Consider the following 25,720-nt stretch of genomic DNA (forward strand, 5'->3'; position numbering starts at 1 on the left):
TGGAAGCCAAGTTGTAATGTAAGCAACTTTAAACAAGTCTACAAATTTCAGGCGCGGGATGGAGCAGTCTGGTAGCTCGTCGGGCTCATAACCCGAAGGTCGTCGGTTCAAATCCGGCTCCCGCAACCACTGAAATTAAATACCTAAATACCTAAAAAGTTAAAACAAAATAGCACTCTTTATCGAGTGATTTTTTGCGTCTGCAGTTTAATGAATTCCTATAATTATAAAACTCACCGTTACTACGCAAAATACTCTGCATAAGTAAGCGAAGGTCGTCGGTTCGCTTTTTACAAACCCAAGCTACCGCAACCACTGAAATTAAATATCTAAAAATTTAAAACAAAATCGCACTCTTTATCGAGTGATTTTTGTGTCAGCAGTTTGATAAAATACCTTATATTCTGCTTTATTTAATGACTTTACTCTAATATCTGTGACGTTTAACAAATAACTTATTTTTTAAAAAAGAGTATTTTATGTTAAAACGGTTAAAAGATTTTAAGTAACAATACACATCACATGACAGAACTTTATCACTGGTTTGATTTAATAGGCATTGCGGTGTTTGCTGTGTCGGGCACTTTGCTAGCGTACGAAAAAAAAATGGATGGCTTTGGAGTCGTAGTTTTAGCGACGGTAACTGCTATTGGTGGTGGTACAGTGCGAGATCTAATTTTAGATGTTCCTGTGTTTTGGTTACACGATCAAAGTTACTTTTTTGCCATACTAGCTTCAGTATTTGTTACAACACGCCTTATAAATAAACAAAAGCCGATACCTCATTATATTTTACAAACAGCGGATGCGTTTGGTTTAGCTTTTTTTGCAGTAATGGGGGCGCAAAAAGCGCAGCTTGTTGGTATGCCCGATATGACTGCGGTAATTATGGCTGTAATTACAGGCTGCTTTGGTGGACTAATTCGAGATGTGCTTGCACGCGAGATCCCTATGCTATTAAAAGGTGAGCTTTACGCTATTACCTGTATAGCGGGTGGCACTGTTTATACGCTTGGCATTAGTTTTTCGTTAGTAACCGAAATGGCGATGGTATTAGGTATGTTAATGACCTTATTACTTCGTTTAGCTGCTATAAAATGGCAAATCACATTACACGTTTTTAAATATCCTGACTAAACTGGTGTAATCACACCATTTACTAGGATAAGGAATGTCGTTAGCTCGTATATTTTCTCGTGCTCAAGTGGGTATAAATGCCCCTGAAGTTATTGTAGAAGTTCACCTAGGAAATGGTTTACCTGCTTTTCATATTGTAGGTCTGCCTGAGGCATCCGTTAAGGAATCAAAAGATAGAGTACGTAGCGCACTCGAAAACTCACAATTTGGTTTTCCCGATCAACGAATAACTGTAAATTTAGCCCCTGCCGATTTGCCAAAAGATGGCGGACGGTTTGATCTTGCTATTGCGGTGGGTATTTTAGTCGCCTCTGGGCAAATAGTGTGTCCTGATATTCATAAGTATGAGTTTTATGGGGAGCTTGCTCTTAATGGTGAGGTGCGTGGTGTAAACGCTATTTTACCTTCGGTACTTGCTGCAAAAGAGCAAGATCGCTGCTGCTTTTTACCTCTTGCAAACGACAGCCTAGCAAGCCTAGTTAATGGCGTTAAACGCAAAGCCGTAAGCTCTATTCAAGAAGTGTGGGGGGACTTACTTAATCAACAACCCTTACCATTAAATATAGAGTATCCCGACTGCACACAAGCCCCTGACTTTTTACTTGATTTAAGCGATGTGAAAGGTCAGCCCGGTGCAAAGCGAGTACTCGAAATTGCTGCAGCTGGCGGGCATAATTTATTATTTTTAGGTCCTCCAGGTACTGGTAAATCGATGCTGGCCCAGCGAATGGCAACTATAATGCCTACTATGTCGGACGATGAAGCTATTTCGACAGCTGCGCTTTACTCTATTATTGGGCAATCCATAGATTTAACTAATTGGCGACAGCGGCCATTTCGTAATCCACATCATACTTGTTCAGCTGTTGCCTTGGTGGGGGGCTCTTCGAATCCCAAACCTGGTGAAATTTCTCTGGCACATAACGGTGTGCTCTTCTTAGATGAGTTACCGGAATTCGAGCGTAAGGTACTTGATTCACTGCGTGAGCCAATGGAAACCGGTACAGTTACTATTTCACGTGCAGCTAGGCAAATGGAGTTTCCGGCGCAGTTTCAGCTTATTACAGCATTAAATCCAAGCCCAACAGGGAGTCATACAGATAAGCGGGCAACTCCCGATCAAGTTATGCGTTATTTATCGCGTGTGTCGGGGCCTTTTATTGACCGTATTGATTTGCAAATAGAACTACCTCGTTTAACGAGTGTTGAACTACAAAGTACTCAGCCGGAGGAAAGTAGTGCTGAGGTTAGAGCAAGAGTTGAAACGGCTTATTACCTACAACTAAAACGTCAAGGTAAGGTTAATGCGAGGCTTAATAATAAAGAAATGAGTGTGCACTGTGTACTGGCGCCAGCAGAGTTGCAGTTTTTAGCCAGAGCAAGCGAAAAGTTGTCTTTATCGCCACGCTCTTATCATAGAGTGATTAAAGTGGCGCGTACTATTAGTGATTTAAAAGGCGCTGAAAACATTAGTTTAAATGAGCTTAAAGAGGCACTTAATTACCGCGCATTTGAGCGCCTTATTGCGCAATTAACTAAGTATTAAATAGAAAGCATATACCCTTTACCGCGTACGGTAACAATGCGTTTTTGATCTTTTTCGTCATTTAATTTTTTACGTAAACGACCAATCAGCACGTCAACAGTACGATCGTTTGGACTCCAATCGGGCTGGCCTATTTCTTCTGATATTTTTTCACGGGATGTGGCTTTACCCGCATTACTAATTAAGCAAATAAGCACTTTATGTTCGGCTTCAGTTAAGCGTGATTCAACGCCTGCAGCAGTAATTAGTGTGCGGTTATCGGGGTGAAGCTTAAAGTCAGCATATTCTATAAATTCTTCGCTTTCGTCGTCTTCTAGGTTAACGGCAACACGCTTATAGAGCGCGCGCATGCGAAGTTCTAACTCAAGTAAATCGACAGGCTTACAAATATAGTCATCAGCACCTTGTGCAAGGCCTGCAATACGATCGGCTTGGGAGTCACGACTCGATAATACAATAACGCCAATATCGGTAAGTGTGTTTAATTCTTTTGCCAGCTGAAGCCCATCACGCTTTGGCAAAACAATGTCAATTATGGCTAATGATATAGCACCGCGCAGGTTTACCCGCTGCCTTACAATGTTAAGTGCATCAGCGCCAGTTGGGTCTACCTCTATTGTAAATTCGGTATCTGCAAAGTGATTTTGGATGCGTTTAACGAGTAGTTCATCGTCTTCAACCAATAAAACATTAATAGCCATAGTACTTTATTTTGAATGCTTATAGCTCTGTATGGTAGCACCATTAGGTAAATGCTGAGAAGGGGGTTTATTAGTTTTAAGTAACTTAATATTTCAAAGGTGTATAGGACGTTATTAGAGGATGAGGTTAGCACCTTTAAACTAATTAAAAGGTGCTAAATAATTAATACTACTATTAATAAATCTGTATTAAGTCGTTATTTTAAAGGTTCAGGCTCAGTCATTTTTATACATTGAGTCCCACCATTGAGGTTCATCTTTTAGCTTTTTATCAAAGTATGCGAGCATGGTGTTCCACCAATCAAATCGTTTATCGCGTGCAAAAATTTGGTGGTCGGCGCCTTTGTATTCGATTAACTCTACGTCCTTATTAAGCAGTTTAAGCGCAGTGTACATTGTTAAGCTTTCGCCAACAGGTACATTGGTATCACTATCACCATGAAGAAGTAGCATAGGTGTTGTTACTTTGTCGGCATGAAACACAGGGCTATGTTGGCTGTAAAGCTCAGGGTTATTCCATGGGAAGCTATTTTTTGATGCTTCGCCAGAATATAAGTAGCCCCACCAACCTTCACCCCAATACGAGGTAATATTAGAAATACCCGCATGAGCTATTGAAGCACTAAATATATCGGTTTTAGTTGCCAATAACATGGTCATGAAGCCACCGTATGATGCCCCTAAATTTCCTACCTTTTCACTATCAACATAGTTGTATTTCTTTAAAAAGGCTTGCGTGCCTTCGATAATATCGTCTGCGGTGAAGTCGCCCCAGGCATTAACATGCTGCGCTGAAAACTTTTGTCCAAACCCTGTTGCGCCAGTAGGCTGTACTACATAAACAACGTAGCCATTTTCTGCCCATAAGTTAAACGGATAACGACCTGTAAAACCACGCGTAACTGGTGAAGTGCCGCCGTAGTAATACACGAGCGCCGGGTGCTTTTTAGTTTTATCTAAATTGCTAGGAATATAAACGCGGCCAGTGATTTCAACCCCATGTTTATTTTTAAAATTAAACTCCTCTAATGTAGGGAGTCGTGTATTTGCATAGCTACTTGGTTTTGAATCCCATATTAAATCTGTTTTATTTTTACTTACGTTAAGGCGCTTTAGCTGTTGTGGCGTTAAAGCGTTAGTGCCACTTAATAAAATTTCGGTATTACGGTCGTGTGAGTAACTAAATTGTTCAACAATATCCAATCCTGTATTTAACTTTTTAAAGCGCTGTTTACTTAAATCAAATAGGTAAAGCGGTTGAGTGTCTTGCTCTGTTACTTTAATGAGCGCATCGCCGTTTTCTAAAACTTGCAGTTGGCCAATAGCAGAATCGAATTGTTTACTAAGTGCTTTTACGTTTTTACCGCTTTCAGTAAGTAGGTAAAGTTGCCCGTCGTAGTTATTAGCAAGCATTGCTTTTGGTAGAGCTCTGCCTGCGCCATTTTTAAAGTCAGGGCCTGCAACTACATAAATATCTTTATTTGCGTATTTGGCTAAATTAAACGTTTTGAATTTACCAAGCGATGAAAGCTTGTTTGATTTTAAATCGAGTTCGACTAACTCTGTTTCAGGGTGGGTTGATGCTTGCATTGCCATTACTGGGCGGCTCATTAATATTTTGCCACGGTTACTATTTGAATCTTCAAGGCTGTAAGAAAGAGGACCTTGGCTAAGTGCTTTTGTTAAACCACTTTTAGTATCAAGCATGTAAATTTGACTGGTGGTACGTGCATACGACCAACGATCTTGTAGACCTTTATAGTGCTTGGTTAAGCTGTTAGTGCTTTCAGGTGATTTAGACCAGCTAAACAAAAGACTGGTGTCGTTATAAAAGGTAAAGCCATTGGCTCCTTCTAAATCGTTTGCTAATGTTTTTATTGAGAAGTTTTTACGGCTAAGTTGTTTAAGCTCACCATTTAAAAAATACACTAAATATTGGTTATCTGGACTCCAAATAATGTTACTTGGTTGGCCTGCTTCGAAGCGATAAAGCGTTTGATTATCTGAATCTTTAAGTACAGTAACTGTATTTGCTTGGTTTTGTGTTTTATCGCTATAAGTGCGAGTAGTAGTAACGTACTGCTTAGCATTAGGTGCGAGTGATAATTGACTGATTGTAGGGGCATCAAACAATTGTTTTGCAGATAAGCGTTTTGTTTGTGAGGCGCTAAGCGTAATTTTATCAACGTCGCTTTTAGGTGCAAAATCAAGCGTTACATCGTGCCAATTAGCTACTTGTTGGGCTACTATTAAAATAGAGTGAGTACTGTTATTTAAAGCTAACTTATAGCTATTTTTATCGCCTGTTTGTAGTTCGCCATTAATAAATAACTGACCTTGCTCAATCCCTTTTAAGGTAAGCGTACCTTGTGTAAAGCGGGTTGTTTCAATATTAAATTTTAGTGCCTGTAACCCACCTAAAGTGAGCGCATTGATTTTATTAAACGGCTGCCAGTTTTGTTTTTTCCCAAATACAGAAAAACTATCTGAGTCTGCTTGTAGCTGCGGCAATAGGTTATTAATAATGGCATTGCCATGAGGTGTTTGAAAAGGCTTTAACTGCATATCTTCGGCAAGTGGGCCGATAAACTGAATTTTTGATTTATCCAATGGTGCAGCTATTGCAGCAAAGCTTAAGCTGCTAAGCGTCAAAAGAGTCGCTGCATGCTTAAATAGCTTATTTTGATGACACCATGGTGCGCTAAATTTCATTATTATGCCTATTATTATTGGAAGTTTGGCCAAATATAGCATGTATTGATACCATGCTCACATATCCAATATAGAGGAGAGAAAGTGACTTTACTGATAGTTTATATGGTAGTGGCGATTGTTATTTCGTTTTTATGTTCTGTGATGGAGGCTGTGTTATTAAGTATTTCGCCCAGCTATGTTGCATCACTTAGGAAAGATCATCCTGAGCTTGCTAAACAGCTCGAAAAACTTAAAAACAATATAGATCAGCCTTTAGCTGCTATTTTAACTTTAAATACGGTTGCCCATACTGCGGGTGCTGCTGGGGTAGGCGCACAGGCAGCTGTCGTGTTTTCCGATGCGGCTGTAGGCATTGCATCAGCCATTATGACATTCCTCGTATTAATTCTTTCTGAAATTATTCCTAAAACCTTGGGGGCTAATTACTGGCGAGCTCTAACGCCAAGTGTTACTTACGCTTTGAGGTTTTTAGTTATATTGCTAAAGCCTTTTGTATGGTTTGCACAAAAGCTAACAAATTTAATGGGTCCAAAGCACGATGAGGCTTACTATATTCGTCAAGAGATAGAGGCAATGGCTGATATAGGTACGGAGTCGGGTGCATTACATCAGGATGAGTCCGAAATAATTCGTAATTTATTGCATTTTAGACATGCAAAATTATGCGACTTAATGACGCCTCGAACGGTTATTTTTAAAATCCACAAAGACTTAACAGTAAATCAGTATTTAAACGATCACGGCTCGTCGTCATTTTCTCGTATATTGGTATTTGATAAAGACAGCGACGATATTGTTGGGTTTGTGCATAAAAACGATATTATGCTGGCATTTCACCGTTTAGGTACCGATTACAAAATTAGCAAATTGATTAAGCCTATTTATACGGTGCCGAGTTCTCAAAATGTATCGTCGTTACTGCAAACTCTTTTAACAAAGCGCACGCATATATGCCTAGTTGTAGATGAGTACGGTGACGTGCAAGGTATTGTAACGCTAGAGGATATGATTGAAGCTTTAATGGGGCTAGAGATTGTAGATGAGCGTGACCAATCTACTAATATGCGCGCAGTAGCAAGGCAGCGTTGGCACAAACGTTTAGCAAGCAGTGCGCATATAGTCAGTGAAGAAGATAAACACACTCGGGGTGATAATTAGTTAACCAGCCCCGATTAAATATTAATACCGCTTTAAGCGGGGCTGCCATCAGTTTTCAGCCAATCTTTAGCCCAAGATATAAATTCGTCTTGTGGTTTAGGGCGGCTAAATAAAAAACCTTGTATGGCTAGTTTTCTTCTATAATGCCTTAAATAAACGAGCTCTTCTGGTCGTTCAACACCTTCTGCTACTAAGTCTAAATTATCTTTACTCGTAATATTAAATAACGAACTTACGACCACTTGAGAAAATAAATCTGTTTCTATATGGCTAATAAGTGAACGGTCTATTTTAATTTCAGTAAAAGGAAGATTTCGAAGCTGATTCATATTAGTAAAACCAACACCAAAGTCGTCTAGCGATATACCAAAGCCATGCATTCTTAATCTGTTTAGTGTTTCTAATTGCATGAGGCTTGAGAGTGCATGTTGTTCTGTTATTTCTATAATTATATTACTAGGCGTGAGTTGGTTTAATTCTAAAATGAGCAGTAATTTATTAGGGCAGTTTAAGTCGTCGAGCTGAGTTGGCGATAAATTAAATGCCATTTTAAAATCATGACCTAGTTGCGCTTTCATATTTTTGAATTCGCTGGTGGCCTTTTCAAAAAGAGAAAATGTAATTTGATTAATTAAGTTGTGTTGCTCGGCAGTGTTTATAAAACGGTTAGGTAAAATAATATTGCCGTCTTTACTTGATAAAATACGTGCTAAGACTTCAACGCTTTCAATTTTATTGTTATCAGCGTTTATTTTTGGTTGGTAAAAAGGCGTTATTTCATCGTTTTTTAATGCATCAATAAGCTCATCTTTTGAAATGACTGACTCTTTTAATAAAGTGTGGCTGTTTAATTGCGCCACTTTAATAAGTAACCTACTAACCTGAGACAGTTGCACTGGCTTTGAAATATTACCAATGAGGTGAGCGTTATGTTGTTTCGCGAGATTGGCAGCTAAGCTAATAACTTTATGGTCCATTTCAGAAACAATTATAATACCGCCTTGATAATGTAACTCTCCTAAGTGGCGGATTAGTTCCATGCCGTCCATTTCGGGCATATTGAGATCAGTAAAAATAGCATCAAAGTAGTTGATATCCTCTTTAACTTTTTCAAGAGCTTCTTTTGCATTCAGGCACGTAGTTATAGTGTTAGACATACCCAATTCGTTAAGTATAGCTTCCATAACGATCAAAATTGCTTTTGAATCGTCAACAACTAAAATATTAGGCAATATTTTGTCCACTGTTATCCCTTTCAATGTATCGCTTGGAGTTACTATAAAAGTAGTAGTGTTTTTTTATTTTGTCAGTATCAAATACTTTTATTTTGAAAATAGTTACCTAGCACCTTCACTCGTGTTTTTAAGCTGATTAGGTATACTAGCGCCATTATTTTAAACGGTCTTAATTATGATAAGAATAGATCTCACTTTAGCCGAGCAACCATTTTCGCTTATGGTGTCTGGGCAAAGAATTGTGCAGGTATTTCACGCGCAACAAGCCATCACCTTTGATAACCCTCGTGAAAACTATTTTCAATTTACTTACGACAACAAAGTAATAGGTATTGATACAGCGGCAGTGGAAGAGCAAAGCATTTCGCTCTTTGTAGATGATCAATTTGCAACACAACTTGCGTTACCAGCACCTACAAATGGGTCACCTAAAAAAGGCTTTTTAGGTCTGGCTGCATTAGGTTTTAAGCTTTTTAAAAGTGCTAAGGTAATTAAAGTAGTGCTTGCAGGGGCTTCTGTTGCAGGCTATGCGTGGTTATTTAGTATAGAATTTGCATTAATGCTAATTGGGTGTTTAGTTGTACACGAATACGGCCATGTGCGAGCAATGAAATACTTTGGCATAAAAACCAAAGGTATTTACTTAATCCCATTTGTAGGTGGGCTAGCTGTAAGTGACGACAAAATAACGACTCGTTGGCAAGATGTCGTTATATCGCTAATGGGACCTGCATTTGGTTTAATTACCTCGGTGTTGGGTGTCGTTTTATATTACGCCACCGAGATGGAAATATTTGCAGGTGTGGCGGTTCTTAGTGCGTTATTAAATTTATTCAACTTGTTACCAATTTTGCCGCTTGATGGCGGGCATGTATTAAAAAGTATCAGCTTTTCAATGCGTTCATGGATTGGTTTAAGTGTATGTTTACTCGGTGTACTGTTTGGTTTATGGCTGAGCTACACATTTGGCTTAATGTTACTGGTATTCTTTTTGTTTGTAGGTGCGCTGGAAATTGTATTTGAATGGCGAGGCCGTCACTATTCACATTTAATGCCACTAGATAAATATGGCCAAGGTTTTTCAGCGGTTATGTATGCAATTGTAGTAGCTGGGCATGTAGCTGTAATGATGCACTTTGCCGATTCGGAAAATCCAATATTGAGTCTGCCGATGACTATTTTATCGAGCTAGTATTTTTATTTTTTCTAACTAAACAAGTTAGTTTTTTGCATTAATATTTTATTTTTCGACTTTTATGTTGATTTATTGTTAATTGAATTCTAGTGTAATATAAATTAGAACAATCTTAGCGGATCAACTGGATGTTATTTAGAAAGGAAGCTGTCGCTCAGCAAAGAGAGCGTTTAACAGGAGTGATTACGCTCGCACAACCACTATCAATAAAACTTACCGTATTTATTTTGGTATGTATTTCGATTGTAATGATAGCCTTTTTATTTACAGCAGAATATTCACGCAAGGAAACAGTTCGGGGGTTTTTAATACCCAATAAAGGGATAATCCAAACCTTTGCTAGTCAAGGTGGTATGATTGAGCTGCTATTTGTACAAGAGGGTGATGCCGTTACTAAAGGTCAGCCGTTGGCGACCATTATTGTGCAGCAAAATAACAGCCAAGGCATAGCCTTGAGTACCCAGCTTGTTGAGCAGCTAAGTATGCAAATACAGTTGCTCAATGATGAGATAACACAAAACCTTACCCTACAAAAGCAAGAGTCACTTAACTTACACGCGCAAAAACGTGCACTTACTAATGAGCAAGCTGCATTACAAAGTCAACTTGCTCTAGCTGATGAAAAATTAGGGCTACTTAACCGCCAACAAAGCAACCTTAATCAACTTAATAAAAATGGCTTTTTATCAAACATCGAGCGAGAGCAACAGCAGCAAGCCCTCTTAGATGCTAAGCAAGAAAAACAAAACCTAGCGCGCTTGCTTATGCAGCAAGAAAATCAATTAAGTCAACTTAGTTTTAATATTGCTAACGTGCCCCAGCAGTATACTTTGCGTATAAATAGTCTTAAGCGCCAACAAGCGGATATTCAAAACCAGCTCACACAAATTAAAAGTAACTATCAATATACCATAACAGCCAGTAACAGCGGTGTTGTTACTGGCATTCAAGTGGTTGAAGGCGAAACACTTACCCAAGCCAAACCACTGTTGCATATTATTCCCGAAGGTTCCGAGTTGGTTGCTGAATTACTATTACCTACCCGCTCAGCAGGGTTTATACAGCTCGGCAACGATACGCGCTTGCGCTTCGATGCCTTTCCTTACCAGCGCTTTGGTTTTATTAACAGCAAAATTATCCGCATCGACAAAGCACTCATTACCCCAAATGAAATACGTTTGCCCATTGCACTGCAAGAGCCTGTGTACCGTTTGCGAGCAACACTCAGCCAACAGCAAATGCAGGCCTATGGTAAGGCGTTTGAGCTGAAAAGCGGCATGTTGTTTGAGGCGGATATTATGTTGGAGCAGCGCACATTAATCGAGTGGTTACTCGAGCCACTGTACAGCCTAAAAGGGCGAGTAAGTTAAGTGTAGCGCTTTATGAAATAAAGAAAAATTTGAAAGTTTTGGTGGTTTGCTAAATGCAAACAACCGAAAAAGACGGCCAGCTTTAGTTAACTTTAGCGAGCAGCTAAAGCCAGCCTATTAATCGCTCACCTTTATTGAAGGGGAGCATATTAACAACCCGATGACTTAACTAAAAAGCATCGGATTTATGGAGTATAACATTATGCGTGAATTAAATGTAAATGAACTTAAAGAAGTAAGTGGTGGTCCATTCCCCCTGTTTGTAGCAATAGCAGTCTATGGAGAAGTTGCAAGCTTTGCTGCAATCATTAGTGGTATAGCAACTTATAATGCAATTAGAAAATAGGAGGGTCTTGCAATGAGAGAATTAACAAGTAATGAAATACAAGAAATAAATGGTGGCCCACTACCTTTTATTATTGCTGGTCTATATGCTAGCTCGTCGATTACTGCAGGCGGTTTGGCTACTGCAATTGGGATTGGAGCTGGTTTTGGTGCAATTGTAGGTGGTATAGCTGCAGTATATCATAACGCCGCTGAGTAATTATAATAGAGGAGATAGAAGGGGATTTATTCCCTTCTTTATTTAAAATGAAGCTATCCGCGATCGTATCAATTTTTGCAATGTGTTCTTTGATAGTCCTAGGGTCTGTATATGTAATTATAAAAGACGTAAATTTGCTGCTTAGTGATAATGTAATTTCATACGGTGAGCTAGCTTTCTTTACTGTAACTCTTGGGTTTTCTTTAGCTATTCTAACGGGTATATATAAAAATAAAAAATGGGCGTTATATATTTTTATCTCTATGGTTTTCTTTATGGGAGGTAATTTTATTATTTTAAGATTAAGCCTCAATGGTGCCTTAGAGCTAGTTGATTTTTGGATTATTACTTGTACTTTGGGTGTCTCCGCGATAGTAATACGAGTTATGCTGAAGTTAGATTCAATGGCTATTTTCTCAAAAAATGAGCTTGATTAATAAAATGTTGTTTGACTAAGGTAATTATGAACTCTGCAAATGGACTTATAACTTTTTCACTCTCAAAACCAGTCCCAGTGATTCTCCAATCCGAAATAGCCGAATGCGGCCTTGCCTCAATGGCTATGGTGGCATGTTATCGCGGTCATAAGCTGGATATGCCTGCCATGCGAAAACGCTTTTCGGCTAATCTAAAGGGTATGAACTTACAGCAGTTGATTGAGCTAGGTGATAATTTAGGGCTAGCTAGCCGTGCGCTACAATGCCCGCTTGATGAAGTTCATAAACTGCAAACGCCGTGTATATTGCACTGGGATATGAATCACTTTGTGGTATTGACCAAAGTCTCTGGTAAAGGATCTTCAGCTAAGTTTGCTATAAACGACCCAGCTGTTGGTAAACGCAGTTTAAATAGTAATGAGTTTAGTAAACACTTTACCGGTATTTGTTTAGAGCTGACTCCAACCAGTCAGTTTGAAGCCAAACAAGAACAAGCACAGATGAAGTTTACCCAACTTTGGAGCTCAATGAAGGGCTTAAAAGCAGGGCTAATAAAACTGATTGCGTTGTCACTGGTATTGCAATTATTTGCTTTGATGACCCCTTATTATATGCAGTGGGTGGTGGATGAAGTACTAATCAGTTTTGATGAATCGTTATTAACGGTACTTGCCATGGGTTTTGCTCTGATTGCGATAATTTCAGTGGTGACTAATGCGGTACGAAGTTGGCTAATTTTACGGCTTTCGAGTTTGCTCAATATGCAAATGGGCGTGAATTTGCTCAGGCACTTATTGCGCTTGCCAATGAACTATTTTGAGTCCCGCCATATTGGCGATATTGTCTCGCGCTTTGGCTCATTAGCGCAAATACGGGAGCGCATAACTACAGGGTTTGTAGAAACACTGGTCGATGGCGTAATGGGCATTACTGTATTGATCATGATGCTAATTTATTCGCTAAAACTCACTGCGGTAGTTGTTGGTGCAATTGTGCTGTATACCCTGGTACGTTTAGCGCTGTATCGTCCACTACATCAAGCCACCGAAGAAATGATTCAATCATCTGCCAAAGAGCAATCGAACTTTTTAGAAAATATTCGGGGTATGCAAACTATAAAATTGTTTGGTAATGAATCGCAGCGCCAAGGTATTTGGCAAAACCGTTATGCAGAGGTAATAAACAGTGAAATCCGTTTAGGGCGTTTAAACATTAGCTTTGATTCATTTAATAAGCTGTTATTTGGCCTTGAAAATGTATTGGTGATTTACTTTGCTGCATTGCTAGTTATGAGCAATAGCTTGTCTGTTGGTATGGTACTGGCGTTTATTGCTTATAAAAACCAGTTAACCAGCCGCTTTGCCAACTTAATTGAGCAAATTATTCAATTCAAAATGATGCGCTTACACTTAGACCGTATTGCAGATATAGCACTCACGAAACAAGAAGCTAATCGTGACGGTGAAATGGCATATACAGGTGATGACGAAGGTAAAGTTAAAGGCCAGCTTGCGCTCGAGAATATTTGCTTTAGTTACAGTGAAGAGCAAGCGCCTATTTTAAATAATGTTAATTTAACGCTGAATACCGGTGACTCGATTGCGATTACAGGGCCATCTGGCGCGGGTAAAACTACGCTAATGAAAATTATGCTGGGGTTATTACAGCCGACCTCGGGTAAAGTGCTGCTGGATGGTAAAGATATCACCCAGCTTGGCCTTAAAAACTACCGCAAACAAATAGCTGCAGTAATGCAGGATGACACATTGTTAGCTGGCTCAATCGCTGATAACATCAGTTTTTTTGACCCACAGCCGAATTATTTAAAAATAGAGACGTGTGCTCGTCATGCGGCTATTCATGATGATATTACCAAAATGACTATGGGTTATAACTCATTAGTAGGTGACATGGGATCAAACTTATCGGGCGGTCAAGTACAGCGTTTACTCCTTGCTCGCGCATTGTATCAATCGCCCTGCGTGTTGTTTATGGATGAAGCAACTAGTCATTTAGATAAAGACAACGAGGCCAAAATAAGTGAGCAAATTCAGCACTTACCAATCACACGGATTATGATTGCTCATCGCCAAGAAACCATTAACATGGCCAGCAAAGTCTATCAACTGAAAGAGGGTAGGTTGGTGGAGCTACAACAGCAGAGCGAGAGTGCATAAAACAATCAAGGCGTGTGTATTACACGCCTTTTTATTATGTTTACAGTTAATAAAAGCTCAATACCAGCGATATAAAAACCCCAGTTACAAACAACTGCACAACACAAAACCCCATAATATCTTTTGCTTTTAAGCCTGCGATAGCAAGGACGGGTAATGCCCAAAAAGGTTGAATTAAATTAGTCCACGCATCACCCCACGCAACAGCCATTGCAACGCGAGATATATCGGCACCTAGCTCTTGTGCTGCAGGTATTACAATAGGCGCTTGTACTGCCCATTGGCCGCCGCCAGAGGGTACAAACATATTAACGAGTCCTGCACTTATAAAACTAAAAAATGGCAAGCTATCAGCATCTGCAACGGCAATAAAGCCACGTGATATCTGTTGTGCTAATCCGCTATCAACCATTACCGCCATAATGCCAGCATAAAAAGGAAATTGAATAACGATGCCAGCCCCGCTTGGAATTGCTTGTTGCAGACTGTTAAGTAAATTATGGGGTGTTTGATGCAGCGTAATAGCTAAAAACAAAAATACGGCAATAACGCTATTAAGGTTTAAGTTTCCGCCAGCAATAAAAAAGTAATAACCTAAATATGCCAAACCTAATAAGCCAATTGTCATGCCGAGTAGTTTACTTTGTTCCAAATGTTGGGCGGGTCTGGTTATTGTTGTGGGCTTAGGTGTTGTCTCTTGTAAAAGAGCTGGGTCGATATATACGCTTTCTTGCTCGCTTGGTAGCATATAGCGATTAACGAGCGGCATAATAATGAATAAACCAACTAATATGGCTATATTAAAGCCCGCAAATAAAGTGTGCTCTGTACTAATAATACCAATGCTGGCCTCTGAAAAGTGACCATCGGTTGCGATAGTTAAAGGAATCGAGCCAGCTAATCCGCCATGCCATACAACAAAACCTGAGTAAGCGCTGGCTACTAATAATCGATAATCAACACGAGTATGTTTAGCAATTGCCTTGGCAAAAAGGGCACCAATAACTAAGCCAAATCCCAATTTATCCAGCTCGCTAAAAGCGAAATAAGCGTGACTAATATAATTGCTTTAGGTGCGGTGCTTGCAAATGTTGCTAGTTTTTCTAATAACTTACTTATAGGTGGCGTACTTGCCAACATGTAGCCTGTAATTAACACTAGTAGCATTTGCATAGCAAAACTTAATAAGTTCCAAAATCCACCTCCCCACGCTTGTAATACTTCAATGTTGGTTGCGGTTGTAAATAAGTTCGCACTAATAAGGGTGATAACTGTAAGTAAAATTACAAATATAAAAGGGTCGGGAAGATAACGCTCTACAATTTTAGTAAAAGGGCGGGCTATTTTATTAAGCATAAGCACAACTGTTTTGGTTATTATTTTAACGCTAATTAATCATGAAAAATCACCATTGGCAAACAGCATTTAGTCTAATATTTGCGGTTAAAAGCTTAAACATTGCTTAAAAGCATCGCTTACAGTAACGTACTGTTTATAGATAATTTACTAACGAAGACTTTGTATTATGCCGGTGATATTTAAAAGGCTAGCGTTACTTGTTCGCGCTCATATAGATCAGTTGAGTTGGCAAGCAGTGGCATTAGCTATTTTGACTCATATGCTATTAACATGGAGCTTACTATTTATAGCGAATGAGAAAGCGTTAACCTCGCTTACTACCTTTTTTTACTATTACACAGTAACAACATCAACAGTGGGATATGGTGACTTTAGTCCAACTACTGATCTTGGTCGTTGGGTGGTTGCATTAATACAAATTCCATTTGGTTTAGCTTTATTTGGTGTTTTGCTAGGAAAAGCAGGACAAACTGTTACTTACTTAATTAGGCGCGCTATGACTGGTGATAAAAACTTTGCCCACAGTAACCACCATATTATTATTTTTGGTTGGCACGACACTCGTACAAAAAAGATGATTGATTACATTTTGGCAGATACGAAACGTACTGACCGTCGTATTTTACTCGCGGTAACAGAGCAAATGGATCATCCTTTTTTAGCTAACGAAAGCGTTGATTTTGCACGTTTAACGAGTTTTACAAATTTAGCTGAACTAGAGCGGGTAGCTATTCGTAGTGCTGATAAGGTGATTATTGATGGTCAAGATGACGACCAGACATTTACGACAGCCCTGCGCATAAGTCGCCTAGTAAAAGATGATTGTCATATAAGTGCTCACTTTTTAGATGAAACTAAAGTTGAGATGATGTTAGAGCATTGCCAAAATGTAGAATGTAGTAGTGCAAAATCAGCTGAGATATTAGTACGCTCAATGCAAGATCCAGGTTCGAGCCGTGTGCAAGAGGAGCTGCTATCTACTTTGCACGGCGATACACAATTTAGCTTGAAAGTACCAAGTGGCTGCAAAGATATGGAGTTTGGTACTTTGTTTCATCATTTTAAGCTTGAGCATGATGCAATACTGTTAGGTGTTGCCCATAATTTAAGTGCGCAAAATATGGATTTAAACCCACCATTAGATTACAAAGTAAGTGAAGGCGATATTTTGCACTATATATCGGTAGATCGAGTATTAAGTAGTGAAGTAGACTGGTCGAGCCTAGAAAAATAATGAATGAAGTTGTATTTTTAATTGTTGTTTTAAGTGCTTACATATTACCTGTCGTTATTGTACTCAACAGTAAGCGTACACAGGGTCATGAAAAGAATGGCTGGCTAATGGGAATCATTATATTTTCTTGGTTAGGTTTAATGATGTACTTTACCATTGTGCCCAAGCATAGGCACAAAAAGAAAAAGGCTAAATAGAGTAATTAGCCTTTATAGCCGTTTCCGTTGGAATAAATTACTCTTCCAACTGTTTGAGTTTATGCTCAATTAGAGGGTCGTCAGGTAGAAGTTGCTGGGCGACTTCTAATAGCTGAATAGCATCATTAGGGTGCTCATCTTGGTGCTTAAGTGCCACATCTATTAATGGCTGAATATCAATTTTTGCTTGATGCTCTTGTACATACACTTCTTTTTCATCAGCTAAAATTTTATGCGCTGTACTCAATAATGCTAAACGATGGGGGGAGTCTGCATTAGCCGTATTGAGACTTTGATAATAATCTTCTTTTAAGCGTAAGGTTTTGGTTTGCAGGCGAAACTGTGCAATATCGATTTGCTGATGTTGAATGAAATCAACGGCTACTTGCTTATAAAACCCAAACTTATTCAAATATGTAGCGTGTGTGCCATGTCCCATACCAAATACTCGCAAGTGAGTTAACTGCTTATAGCGCTTGGCGTGCATTCGGTCTATACGATTCGTAGGATCGTAAATAATATAGCCTTGAGCATCTCCTAAATCTAGATCGTGATAATCTTGTTGCCAGTCAAACTGCTGAGCTATATCGGTACTAGAGCGGTCATCCCATGGTACTAACTCTTTATTTTTAGTACTTACCGGGTGAAAGAACAGTACTTGGTTTAGCTTTAATAGTTTAGCAAAAGCGCCAACAGCAAATCCGCCACGGCTTAAGCCATAGCCTAATCGACAATTAAACGGCGTAAGTAATGTTGATAATTGCTCGAGAAAAAAGATTAAATTACGATTACGAAACCAATTACTTTTACCTAAATGCTGAAAAGCGATTACGTTTACGTTTTGTTTTTGAGCCAAGTGATAACCCCATGGTGCAAAATCAGGGTGAAGATCTTGCTCTTGCACGTTAGTGCCTGCGGGTGAAAAGGTAAAAAGCAGGGGCTTATTAACGTCAACAAAATCATACTTAACAAATACATCGCCGAGTAAATCACTACCCGTCATGGGTAATCGAGTTTGTTGCTCATTGCGCGGGAGAGTTAACCATTCATCTAACCAATACAGTAATTTCATTAATCCTCCAGCTATAAGTCAGCATAGATCATATCAAACTCAATGAAATTAGGTCAAACCGAGAGGGTGTTACTGCGCCATTTTGATTATTTCATCCCAGTCATTTTTAGTAACAGGCATTATTGATAGTCGTCCGCCTTTTTTAAGTGCGATTTCAGTAATGTTATTATTGGCTTTAATATCTTTAAGGCTAATTAATTTTTTTAAATGGCTTTGATAAGTAACTTCAACAACAACCCAGCGTGGTTTGTCGCTGGTGGCTTTTGCATCGTAATAGTCGCTACTTAAATCAAACTGAGTAGGGTCAGGGTAGGCATCGTGTGTCACTTCGGCAATACCCGCTACACCTACGTGTTTACAGCTTGAATGGTAAATCATCACTGAATCACCGAGCTTAACGCCATCACGCATGAAGTTTCGCGCTTGGTAATTACGCACGCCTTCCCAAAGAGTCGTTTGTTTTGGTGCGTTTTTTAAATCATCTAATGAAAACGCATCGGGTTCAGTTTTAAATAGCCAGTAAGCCATAACAGTATTCCTAACAAATATTTACTTCCCACTATTGTATAGTATCATTTGGATACTAGGGTAATGAGGAAGAAGTAATGAGCCAAGTATTAGATGATTTATTGTCGTTGTTAACACTTGAAGAAATTGAGCAAGGTTTATATCGAGGACAAAGCCAAGATTTAGGCTTTGGTGCTGTGTTTGGCGGTCAAGTTATGGGGCAGGCGCTTTCTGCCGCTAAAGAAACTCTACCTGAGGGGCGTATAGTTCACTCATTACATTCTTACTTTTTACGCCCAGGCGATCCAGCTAAACCGATTGTTTATGATGTAGAAACTATTCGCGATGGAAAGAGCTTTAGTACTCGCCGAGTAAAAGCGATTCAGTACGGTAAGCCAATTTTTTATATGACAGCGTCGTTTCAGGGTGAAGAAAATGGTTTGTCGCATCAAGCAACAATGCCTGATGTACCCGCACCTGAAGAGTTACGCTCATCACTTGAGTTTTATCAAGATAACGCTTCTCATATCCCTGAAGTCATCCGTAATAAGTTTACGCGTGAAATGCCAATTGAAATGCGACCAGTAACTTTTCATAACCCGTTTAAACCAGAAGTTATGGAGCCGGTAAAGCATATTTGGTTTAAAGCTAATGGTGAAATGCCAGACGATCAGCGCATCCACAATTACTTATTAGCGTATGCGTCTGATTTTGAGTTTTTACCAACAGCATTGCAGCCTCATGGTGTATCGTTTATGCAGCCAAATATGCAAGTAGCTACTATTGATCATGCAATGTGGTTTCATCGGCCATTTAGAATGGATGATTGGATTTTGTATTCAATTGACAGTCCAAGTGCGAGTAATGGGTGTGGTTTGGTACGCGGGCAGTTTTTTGATCGCCAAGGCAACTTGGTTGCCTCAACAATGCAAGAAGGGGTTATGCGTCAGCGCTAACCCCCCTTCTATAGATATATTACTAGTTACACTGATCTTGTACTATATCGCTGATTGACTGCCAGACGCGTGCTGGCAGTAATGTTTTAAGGTGTGCGTAGGTTTCGCAAAGTTGTGTACTGCCTACTAAGCCTTTATCACCCTCTGTTATTAACGACTCGCCACGTAAGTTTTCGATAAAACTAACAAGTACTTTTTTATCAAAAAACTCAGGTGTTTTAATGCCATGCAGTGTGCCTAAACGCTGTGCAAGCACTTGGCTCTCTCGTTCTAATTCTGCTTTTTCAATGCCATCACTTGTTTGAATAAAACCAATCACAATAGCGTAACGTTGTAGAGTAAAACTAAGTGCTCGTCCAAGCATTTCTAGCTTAGCTAAGCAGTCATTACTGTTCGTTATATGAATGTTATCGCCATCAAACTCAATTAAATTTTGATCAGCAAAGTTAGCTAAAATACGCGTTATATAGTTTTCATCAAGAGGCTGTAAATACCATTCTTTAGCAAATAATGGATAAAACGTTTTTACAAGTTGCTGGCATTGCTCAATAGTTGTGCTGTGTTGTTTAAATAGATGTAGTGCAATTAAGCTTGGTACTGCAAATAAGTGCAAAATATTGTTTCGGTAGTAATTAAACAGTACTTTTTCTTTATCGCTAATAGTAATAATTTCGCCAAATTCATCACTGATAACTTCAAACTTATTCAGCTTTAATGCATGCGTTAGTAATTGCTCTGGTGTTTCGTTTGGCGCGGTTACTTTATCGCTATAGCTTGCATCGCGCTGTAAGCGCAGATAAAAATCAAGTTGTGCTAATAGCTTTGGTTTACTCAATGCTTGTTTATCGTTAACCAGCAATATCATCGCTAGTAAGTTAACCGCATTAAGCGCCGCCGCATTATTAATTTTAACCATTACTTGGTCGGCAAGTTTAGTTACTTGTGGCGCTAACCATTGTGGCTTTTGTACATCGGTAGGGTGTATTGAATCACGCCAATCAGGTTGGTTATCGTTTAAGTATTGGTTAATCGAGATTGGATCACCAAAGTTTAAATTACCACGACCGTAGTTTTTAAGGTTTTTGATTGCCTTAAAAATACCAAATATAGATTCGCCTTTTTTATCTTTTCCATCCAGCTCTTTAAGGTAGGTGTTAATTTCCATTACGTGCTCGTAGCCAATGTACACAGGAACGATAGATATTGGTCTGTCTATTCCGCGTAGCATTGCTTGTAATGTCATAGATAGCATACCTGTTTTAGGTGGAAGTAAGCGCCCAGTTCGGCTTCGACCGCCTTCCGTGTAAAACTTAACAGAGTAACCTTTAATAAACAGTTGGCTTAAATACTCTTTGAATATGGCAGAATAAAGTTTATTGCCTGCAAACGAGCGACGAATAAAGAATGCCCCAGAGCGTCTAAATATGCCACCGGCAGGGAAAAAGTTAAGATTTATACCTGCAGCTATATGTGGTGGAACTAAGCCTAAATGATAGATAGAGTAAGTAAGCAGTAAGTAATCCATATGACTGCGATGACAAGGCATATAGATTATTTCATGGCCTTTATCTGTTAGTTCATGAATTTGTTCTGCGTGTTTAATATCAATACCGTTATAGAGCTTATTCCACAACCAAGTTAAAAATCGCTCGGCCACACGTATCATTGCTTCAGAGTAATTAGCGGCTATCTCATCAAGTAGCTTAAGTGCATTTTGGCGGGCTTCTGTTTGGCTAATGTTTTTAGCTTTAGCTTCATCTTGAATTGCTTTTTTTATTGTAGGTGACGCTAATAATGAATTAAATAATTGTTCACGAGAGGGCATTTTAGGGCCTGTAGCAGCTAGCTTTTGGCGCTTAAAGTGAACACGTGCTACACGTAATAATTTATGTGGTAACTCGCTTACATCGGCTTTTTCATTGACTAAAAGCGATAAGTCGAGTGGTTGGCTAAAGCGAATAAAGTTGTCGCGTCCTGAAAACAACACCACAAAAAACTTTCTAAACCAGCTAGGAGTTAGAGAGTGCGTAATTAAAGTGCGTAGCCCCGGCTTTTCTTTACCCGGGTCGCGACCCCATAAAATAGTAACCGGAACCACTTGTACGTTTTGCTGCCCACTTTGTATTAGGTATTCAATAATTTGTTTACCTTGAGCTAAAGCATTGGTTGGCTTAGCTTCATCACCAAACAGTGGCGGTGGATTTTTAATACCAATAAAACGGTCTAAATCTTGGTTACCTAATACTTGCTCTTCGGTTGGGCTAGGTAGACCATTTTTTTTACACGCATGTGCGAGAGCCGCTAAATCAAATCGTGAATTTAAACGCACTATATAAAATGTAGGGTACTCAGGGTTTAGATCATACTGTTTAATCGGATTTTCTGGCAGCACTTTGCTTTTTACAAATAAGCGGCTAAATCCAGCAGACATAACATTTAAACAATAATTAAAAATACGCATCGACTCACCATATTGAGAGTATTAAGGGCAAAATTAGCGCAGTAGGATACCATAATATCTAAAAATCCCTTAGTTTGCGTAATTAAGGTGTTAACTTGTTTATTGACTAACAGTAGAGGTATTAGTTCAAGTATAGCTAGTAAGCATGTATGGGTGCTTATTTAATCAAATTTATAGGCATTGTATTGTTTCTAAATAGTTGTTGCATTTATCACCAATACCTCTATAATACGCAGGCTTTCAAAATTCCTCTGGGAACTAGAAAGGATAAATTAAGCTTGGATTTCAAGCTAATAAACAGGAGTTCCGATTTGGAACTCAACGTAGATATAATCAAACAGCCGACATCTTAAGTTTTAAGATTGTTTCGGTCGTTTTTTTATGCTCTTTTATATGCTCTTTATATTGAGGTTAAGAATGTCAAATCAACGCATTCGTATTCGCCTAAAAGCTTTTGACCACCGTTTGATTGACCAATCAACGGCAGAAATCGTGGAAACTGCGAAACGCACTGGCGCACAAGTACGTGGTCCAATCCCACTACCTACACGCTTTGAACGTTTTACTGTACTAACTTCACCGCACGTTAATAAAGATGCGCGTGATCAGTACGAGATCCGCACCCATAAACGTCTGATAGACATCGTAGAACCAACTGACAAGACTGTAGACGCGCTTATGCGTTTAGATCTTGCTGCTGGTGTTGATGTTCAAATCAGCCTGGGTTAATCGAAAGATTAGAGAGGTTTTAGGAAAATGGCATTAGGTCTAGTCGGTCGTAAAGTGGGTATGACACGAATCTTCACTGAAGATGGTGTATCTATCCCTGTGACAGTTATTGAAGCGACACCTAACCGCATTGCTCAGATCAAATCTGACGCAACAGACGGTTATAACGCGCTTCAAGTAACCGCAGGCACTAAAAAAGCAAGTCGTGTAAACAAAGCTAAAGCGGGTCATTTCGCTAAAGCTGGTGTTGAAGCGGGTCGCGGTCTGTGGGAATTCCGCCTTAACGGTGGTGAAGGCGATTTTGAAGTAGGCGCTGAGCTTACTGTTGAATTATTCAACGAAATCAACAAGGTTGACGTAACCGGTACTTCTAAAGGTAAAGGTTTCCAAGGTGGTGTTAAGCGCTGGAATTTCAGCATGCAAGACGCTACACATGGTAACTCTCTATCTCACCGTGCTCCTGGTTCAATCGGTCAAAACCAATCACCTGGTAAGGTGTTTAAAGGTAAGAAAATGGCCGGTCATATGGGTGCTGAGCGTGTAACGACTCAAAACTTAGAACTAGTTCGCGTTGACGCTGAGCGTAATTTGCTTTTAGTTAAGGGTGCAGTACCTGGAGCTATTGGCGGTGACGTTATCGTTAAACCAGCTGTTAAAGCATAAGTCCTGGAGATTTAGTGATGGAATTAGCAATTAAAGACGCTTCTGGCGGTCTTGAAGTTTCTGAAGCTACTTTTGGACGTGAGTTTAACGAAGCATTAGTACATCAAGTAGTTGTTGCATACGCAGCAGGTGCTCGTCAAGGTACTCGTGCTCAGAAGACACGTTCTGAAGTAAGCGGTGGTGGTAAAAAACCATGGGCTCAAAAAGGTACTGGCCGTGCACGTGCCGGTACAATCCGTAGCCCAATTTGGCGTTCAGGTGGCGTTAGCTTTGCAGCTAAACCACAAGACCACAGCCAAAAAGTAAACCGTAAAATGTACCGTGGTGCGATTAAAAGCATCTTATCTGAATTAGTTCGTCAAGAGCGTTTAATCGTTGTTGAAAGTTTTGCTCTAGCAGCACCAAAAACTAAAGAACTAGTTGCTAAGCTTAAAGAACTTGAGCTTAAAGATGTTCTTATCGTGACTGAAGAAGTAGATGAAAATCTTTTCTTATCGGCACGTAACCTTTATAAGGTTGACACACGTGATGTAGCTGGTATCGATCCTGTAAGCTTAATTGCTTTCGATAAGGTACTTATTACAGCCGCTGCTGTTAAGCAACTTGAGGAGGCGCTAGCATGATTCGCGAAGAACGTCTTTTAAAAGTGATCCTTGCTCCACATATCTCTGAAAAAAGCACAATTGCTGCTGAAGAAAACAATACTATTGTTTTTAAAGTAGTAAATGACGCAACTAAAGCTGAAATTAAAGTAGCAGTTGAGAAGCTTTTTGAAGTAGAAGTAACTGGTGTTCGCACACTTAACGTTAAGGGTAAAACAAAACGTACTGGCGCACGTTTCGGTCGTCGTAGCGACTGGAAGAAAGCTTACGTTACTCTTAAAGAAGGCAGCGAGCTAGACTTTGTCGGCGGCGCCGAGTAATAAGGGGATAGAATTATGGCACTTCAAAAGTGTAAGCCTACTTCTGCGGGCCGTCGTCACCTAGTTAAAGTGGTTAACTCTGATCTACATAAGGGTAAGCCATACGCACCACTTTTAGAGAAAAACTCTAAATCAGGTGGTCGTAATAACAATGGTCGTATTACGGTTCGTCATATCGGTGGTGGTCATAAACAACACTACCGTTTAATCGATTTTAAACGTACTAAAGATGGCATTCCAGCTACTGTTGAACGTTTAGAATACGATCCAAATCGTAGCGCAAACATCGCTCTTGTATTATATGCAGACGGTGAGCGTCGTTACATTATCGCACCTAAAGGCTTAAAAGCTGGCGATGCAATCCAGTCTGGTGTTGATGCACCAATCAAGCCTGGTAATGCATTACCAATGCGTAATATGCCTGTAGGTTCGACTGTTCACAACGTAGAATTAAAACCAGGTAAAGGTGCTCAAATCGCACGTTCTGCTGGTGCATACGTTCAAATCCTTGCTCGTGATGGTCAGTATGTAACATTACGTCTTCGTTCAGGCGAAGTTCGTAAAGTTGAATCTGATTGTCGTGCGACTCTAGGTGAAGTAGGCAATGCTGAGCATATGCTTCGTTCACTTGGTAAAGCAGGTGCAAATCGCTGGCGTGGTATTCGTCCGACAGTTCGTGGTGTTGCCATGAACCCGGTAGATCACCCACACGGTGGTGGTGAAGGTCGTACATCTGGTGGTCGTCATCCTGTGTCTCCATGGGGTAAACCGACTAAAGGTGCGAAGACGCGTAAGAACAAGCGTACGGATAAATTTATAGTACGTCGTCGTACTAAGTAATATTGAGGAATAGCCATGCCACGCTCTCTCAAGAAGGGTCCTTTTATAGACCTACACTTGCTGAAGAAGGTAGAGAAAGCTTTGGAAAGCGGTGAGAAAAAGCCAATTAAAACTTGGAGCCGTCGTTCAATGATCATACCTAACATGATCGGATTGACCATTGCTGTCCATAATGGTCGCCAGCACGTACCAGTTTTCGTTTCTGACGAAATGATCGGTCACAAACTAGGTGAATTTGCACCAACTCGCACTTACCGTGGCCATGCTGCGGATAAGAAAGCGAAGAAACGATAAGAGGGGAAGATAAATGCAAGCATTAGCTAAACATAAATTCGCCTCTGGTTCGGCGCAAAAAGCACGTCTAGTTGCAGATCAGATCCGCGGGTTACCTGTAGATCGCGCACTAGAAATCCTGGCGTACAGCCCTAAGAAAGCGGCTGTATTAGTTAAGAAAGTACTTGAGTCTGCTATTGCTAACGCAGAGCATAACGAAGGTGCTGACATTGATGAGCTTCGTATAACAACGATCTTTGTGGACGATGGTCCTACAATGAAACGTATTATG

Annotated in this window: 25 protein-coding genes, 1 tRNA gene and 1 pseudogene; 20 read left to right on the plus strand and 7 right to left on the minus strand. The window is 39.8% G+C overall.

Features of this window, described 5'->3' with window-relative positions; translation table 11 throughout:
- Positions 1–52 precede the first annotated feature (52 nt).
- From P20429_RS00855 to P20429_RS00845, 3 genes are all read left to right on the plus strand, one after another.
- Positions 53–129 (plus strand) — tRNA-Met (locus P20429_RS00855).
- Positions 130–522: 393 nt separating this feature from the next.
- Positions 523–1,137, plus strand: coding sequence for a trimeric intracellular cation channel family protein (locus tag P20429_RS00850; RefSeq protein ID WP_007587018.1), 615 nt, complete (start codon positions 523–525; stop codon positions 1,135–1,137).
- A 34-nt stretch (positions 1,138–1,171) separates the two neighbouring features.
- Positions 1,172–2,683: a YifB family Mg chelatase-like AAA ATPase gene (locus P20429_RS00845; protein ID WP_007587019.1), complete on the plus strand. Its 1,512-nt coding sequence runs from the start codon at positions 1,172–1,174 to the stop codon at positions 2,681–2,683.
- Here the strand turns inward: P20429_RS00845 and P20429_RS00840 are convergent.
- Together P20429_RS00840 and P20429_RS00835 are read right to left on the minus strand one after the other, a co-directional pair.
- Positions 2,680–3,384 (minus strand): response regulator transcription factor, encoded by a 705-nt coding sequence (locus P20429_RS00840; RefSeq protein WP_002957913.1) that lies wholly within the window; start codon positions 3,382–3,384, stop codon positions 2,680–2,682. The genes P20429_RS00845 and P20429_RS00840 overlap by 4 nt on opposite strands.
- Before the next feature lie 216 nt (positions 3,385–3,600).
- On the minus strand, positions 3,601–6,096 hold the full coding sequence (locus tag P20429_RS00835; protein ID WP_007587020.1) for a S9 family peptidase: 2,496 nt from the start codon (positions 6,094–6,096) through the stop codon (positions 3,601–3,603).
- An 84-nt stretch (positions 6,097–6,180) separates the two neighbouring features.
- Here P20429_RS00835 and P20429_RS00830 point away from each other — a divergent pair, with 84 nt between their 5' ends.
- Positions 6,181–7,257 (plus strand): hemolysin family protein, encoded by a 1,077-nt coding sequence (locus P20429_RS00830; protein ID WP_007587021.1) that lies wholly within the window; start codon positions 6,181–6,183, stop codon positions 7,255–7,257.
- Between the two features lie 32 nt (positions 7,258–7,289).
- Here the strand turns inward: P20429_RS00830 and P20429_RS00825 are convergent, their stop codons facing one another.
- Positions 7,290–8,501: an EAL domain-containing protein gene (locus P20429_RS00825; RefSeq protein WP_007587022.1), complete on the minus strand. Its 1,212-nt coding sequence runs from the start codon at positions 8,499–8,501 to the stop codon at positions 7,290–7,292.
- A gap of 166 nt (positions 8,502–8,667) precedes the next feature.
- On the opposite strand from P20429_RS00825, the gene P20429_RS00820 reads away from it, so the two are divergent.
- The 6 genes from P20429_RS00820 (at position 8,668) to P20429_RS00805 (ending at position 14,215) form a co-directional block, all read left to right on the plus strand.
- Complete coding sequence (locus tag P20429_RS00820; RefSeq protein WP_007587023.1) at positions 8,668–9,684, plus strand: metalloprotease; 1,017 nt, start codon at positions 8,668–8,670, stop codon at positions 9,682–9,684.
- 131 nt (positions 9,685–9,815) lie between these two features.
- The gene (locus P20429_RS00815; RefSeq protein ID WP_007587025.1) at positions 9,816–11,057 is read left to right on the plus strand and encodes an HlyD family efflux transporter periplasmic adaptor subunit; all 1,242 of its coding nucleotides are present in this window, start codon (positions 9,816–9,818) and stop codon (positions 11,055–11,057) included.
- A 202-nt stretch (positions 11,058–11,259) separates the two neighbouring features.
- Positions 11,260–11,403: a class IIb bacteriocin, lactobin A/cerein 7B family gene (locus P20429_RS20465; protein ID WP_007587027.1), complete on the plus strand. Its 144-nt coding sequence runs from the start codon at positions 11,260–11,262 to the stop codon at positions 11,401–11,403.
- Between the two features lie 12 nt (positions 11,404–11,415).
- A complete protein-coding gene (locus tag P20429_RS00810; protein ID WP_007587028.1) occupies positions 11,416–11,601 on the plus strand; it encodes a hypothetical protein in 186 nt (61 codons plus the stop codon).
- A gap of 134 nt (positions 11,602–11,735) precedes the next feature.
- Positions 11,736–12,038 (plus strand): hypothetical protein, encoded by a 303-nt coding sequence (locus P20429_RS19980; protein ID WP_139047204.1) that lies wholly within the window; start codon positions 11,736–11,738, stop codon positions 12,036–12,038.
- A 26-nt stretch (positions 12,039–12,064) separates the two neighbouring features.
- Positions 12,065–14,215, plus strand: coding sequence for a peptidase domain-containing ABC transporter (locus P20429_RS00805; protein ID WP_081473450.1), 2,151 nt, complete (start codon positions 12,065–12,067; stop codon positions 14,213–14,215).
- Positions 14,216–14,261: 46 nt separating this feature from the next.
- Here P20429_RS00805 and P20429_RS19985 read toward each other — a convergent pair.
- A pseudogene (locus P20429_RS19985) lies at positions 14,262–15,571 on the minus strand (short-chain fatty acid transporter).
- Between the two features lie 169 nt (positions 15,572–15,740).
- On the opposite strand from P20429_RS19985, the gene P20429_RS00800 reads away from it, so the two are divergent.
- Complete coding sequence (locus tag P20429_RS00800) at positions 15,741–16,808, plus strand: potassium channel family protein (protein ID WP_007587041.1); 1,068 nt, start codon at positions 15,741–15,743, stop codon at positions 16,806–16,808.
- A complete protein-coding gene (locus tag P20429_RS20935; RefSeq protein ID WP_007587044.1) occupies positions 16,808–17,005 on the plus strand; it encodes a PLDc N-terminal domain-containing protein in 198 nt (65 codons plus the stop codon). Before P20429_RS00800 ends, P20429_RS20935 begins: the two co-directional genes overlap by 1 nt.
- A gap of 37 nt (positions 17,006–17,042) precedes the next feature.
- Here P20429_RS20935 and P20429_RS00790 read toward each other — a convergent pair whose 3' ends face one another.
- Together P20429_RS00790 and P20429_RS00785 are read right to left on the minus strand one after the other, a co-directional pair.
- Entirely contained in the window at positions 17,043–18,077 is a 1,035-nt protein-coding gene (locus P20429_RS00790; protein ID WP_007587047.1) for a hypothetical protein, read from the minus strand.
- A gap of 69 nt (positions 18,078–18,146) precedes the next feature.
- Positions 18,147–18,605 carry an EVE domain-containing protein gene (locus P20429_RS00785; RefSeq protein ID WP_007587049.1) on the minus strand — a complete coding sequence of 153 codons (459 nt, stop codon included), beginning with the start codon at positions 18,603–18,605 and terminating at the stop codon, positions 18,147–18,149.
- 77 nt (positions 18,606–18,682) lie between these two features.
- On the opposite strand from P20429_RS00785, the gene tesB reads away from it, so the two are divergent.
- Positions 18,683–19,540, plus strand: coding sequence for an acyl-CoA thioesterase II (gene tesB, locus P20429_RS00780; RefSeq protein WP_002957902.1), 858 nt, complete (start codon positions 18,683–18,685; stop codon positions 19,538–19,540).
- Positions 19,541–19,562: 22 nt separating this feature from the next.
- Here tesB and plsB read toward each other — a convergent pair whose 3' ends face one another.
- Positions 19,563–22,001: a glycerol-3-phosphate 1-O-acyltransferase PlsB gene (gene plsB, locus P20429_RS00775; RefSeq protein ID WP_007587050.1), complete on the minus strand. Its 2,439-nt coding sequence runs from the start codon at positions 21,999–22,001 to the stop codon at positions 19,563–19,565.
- Positions 22,002–22,418: 417 nt separating this feature from the next.
- Between plsB and rpsJ the strand changes: the two genes are divergently transcribed.
- From rpsJ to rplV, 7 genes are all read left to right on the plus strand, one after another.
- Positions 22,419–22,730 carry a 30S ribosomal protein S10 gene (gene rpsJ, locus P20429_RS00770; RefSeq protein WP_002957900.1) on the plus strand — a complete coding sequence of 104 codons (312 nt, stop codon included), beginning with the start codon at positions 22,419–22,421 and terminating at the stop codon, positions 22,728–22,730.
- A 27-nt stretch (positions 22,731–22,757) separates the two neighbouring features.
- On the plus strand, positions 22,758–23,393 hold the full coding sequence (gene rplC, locus P20429_RS00765; protein ID WP_002957898.1) for a 50S ribosomal protein L3: 636 nt from the start codon (positions 22,758–22,760) through the stop codon (positions 23,391–23,393).
- A gap of 17 nt (positions 23,394–23,410) precedes the next feature.
- Positions 23,411–24,016: a 50S ribosomal protein L4 gene (gene rplD / locus P20429_RS00760; RefSeq protein WP_002957897.1), complete on the plus strand. Its 606-nt coding sequence runs from the start codon at positions 23,411–23,413 to the stop codon at positions 24,014–24,016.
- On the plus strand, positions 24,013–24,315 hold the full coding sequence (gene rplW / locus P20429_RS00755; protein WP_002957896.1) for a 50S ribosomal protein L23: 303 nt from the start codon (positions 24,013–24,015) through the stop codon (positions 24,313–24,315). Before rplD ends, rplW begins: the two co-directional genes overlap by 4 nt.
- Positions 24,316–24,330: 15 nt before the next feature.
- Positions 24,331–25,155, plus strand: coding sequence for a 50S ribosomal protein L2 (gene rplB, locus P20429_RS00750; protein WP_002957895.1), 825 nt, complete (start codon positions 24,331–24,333; stop codon positions 25,153–25,155).
- A gap of 15 nt (positions 25,156–25,170) precedes the next feature.
- Positions 25,171–25,449, plus strand: coding sequence for a 30S ribosomal protein S19 (gene rpsS / locus P20429_RS19990; protein ID WP_004588689.1), 279 nt, complete (start codon positions 25,171–25,173; stop codon positions 25,447–25,449).
- 13 nt (positions 25,450–25,462) lie between these two features.
- The coding region (gene rplV, locus P20429_RS19995; RefSeq protein WP_033027195.1) for a 50S ribosomal protein L22 at positions 25,463–25,720 on the plus strand (258 nt) is incomplete at its 3' end.

This window comes from Pseudoalteromonas sp. BSi20429, assembly GCF_000238895.1.
GTDB classification, from domain to species: Bacteria; Pseudomonadota; Gammaproteobacteria; order Enterobacterales; family Alteromonadaceae; genus Pseudoalteromonas; species Pseudoalteromonas arctica.

What these genes read in the sequence shown, in the direction of transcription:
- P20429_RS00850 (WP_007587018.1), top strand. Translation starts at nt 523, where the DNA reads ATGACAGAACTTTATCACTGGTTTGATTTAATAGGCATTGCGGTGTTT.
- P20429_RS00845 (WP_007587019.1), top strand. Translation starts at nt 1,172, where the DNA reads ATGTCGTTAGCTCGTATATTTTCTCGTGCTCAAGTGGGTATAAATGCC.
- P20429_RS00840 (WP_002957913.1), bottom strand. Translation starts at nt 3,384, where the DNA reads ATGGCTATTAATGTTTTATTGGTTGAAGACGATGAACTACTCGTTAAA.
- P20429_RS00835 (WP_007587020.1), bottom strand. Translation starts at nt 6,096, where the DNA reads ATGAAATTTAGCGCACCATGGTGTCATCAAAATAAGCTATTTAAGCAT.
- P20429_RS00820 (WP_007587023.1), top strand. Translation starts at nt 8,668, where the DNA reads ATGATAAGAATAGATCTCACTTTAGCCGAGCAACCATTTTCGCTTATG.
- P20429_RS00815 (WP_007587025.1), top strand. Translation starts at nt 9,816, where the DNA reads ATGTTATTTAGAAAGGAAGCTGTCGCTCAGCAAAGAGAGCGTTTAACA.
- P20429_RS20465 (WP_007587027.1), top strand. Translation starts at nt 11,260, where the DNA reads ATGCGTGAATTAAATGTAAATGAACTTAAAGAAGTAAGTGGTGGTCCA.
- P20429_RS00810 (WP_007587028.1), top strand. Translation starts at nt 11,416, where the DNA reads ATGAGAGAATTAACAAGTAATGAAATACAAGAAATAAATGGTGGCCCA.
- P20429_RS00805 (WP_081473450.1), top strand. Translation starts at nt 12,065, where the DNA reads ATGAACTCTGCAAATGGACTTATAACTTTTTCACTCTCAAAACCAGTC.
- P20429_RS00800 (WP_007587041.1), top strand. Translation starts at nt 15,741, where the DNA reads ATGCCGGTGATATTTAAAAGGCTAGCGTTACTTGTTCGCGCTCATATA.
- P20429_RS20935 (WP_007587044.1), top strand. Translation starts at nt 16,808, where the DNA reads ATGAATGAAGTTGTATTTTTAATTGTTGTTTTAAGTGCTTACATATTA.
- P20429_RS00790 (WP_007587047.1), bottom strand. Translation starts at nt 18,077, where the DNA reads ATGAAATTACTGTATTGGTTAGATGAATGGTTAACTCTCCCGCGCAAT.
- P20429_RS00785 (WP_007587049.1), bottom strand. Translation starts at nt 18,605, where the DNA reads ATGGCTTACTGGCTATTTAAAACTGAACCCGATGCGTTTTCATTAGAT.
- tesB (WP_002957902.1), top strand. Translation starts at nt 18,683, where the DNA reads ATGAGCCAAGTATTAGATGATTTATTGTCGTTGTTAACACTTGAAGAA.
- plsB (WP_007587050.1), bottom strand. Translation starts at nt 22,001, where the DNA reads ATGCGTATTTTTAATTATTGTTTAAATGTTATGTCTGCTGGATTTAGC.
- rpsJ (WP_002957900.1), top strand. Translation starts at nt 22,419, where the DNA reads ATGTCAAATCAACGCATTCGTATTCGCCTAAAAGCTTTTGACCACCGT.
- rplC (WP_002957898.1), top strand. Translation starts at nt 22,758, where the DNA reads ATGGCATTAGGTCTAGTCGGTCGTAAAGTGGGTATGACACGAATCTTC.
- rplD (WP_002957897.1), top strand. Translation starts at nt 23,411, where the DNA reads ATGGAATTAGCAATTAAAGACGCTTCTGGCGGTCTTGAAGTTTCTGAA.
- rplW (WP_002957896.1), top strand. Translation starts at nt 24,013, where the DNA reads ATGATTCGCGAAGAACGTCTTTTAAAAGTGATCCTTGCTCCACATATC.
- rplB (WP_002957895.1), top strand. Translation starts at nt 24,331, where the DNA reads ATGGCACTTCAAAAGTGTAAGCCTACTTCTGCGGGCCGTCGTCACCTA.
- rpsS (WP_004588689.1), top strand. Translation starts at nt 25,171, where the DNA reads ATGCCACGCTCTCTCAAGAAGGGTCCTTTTATAGACCTACACTTGCTG.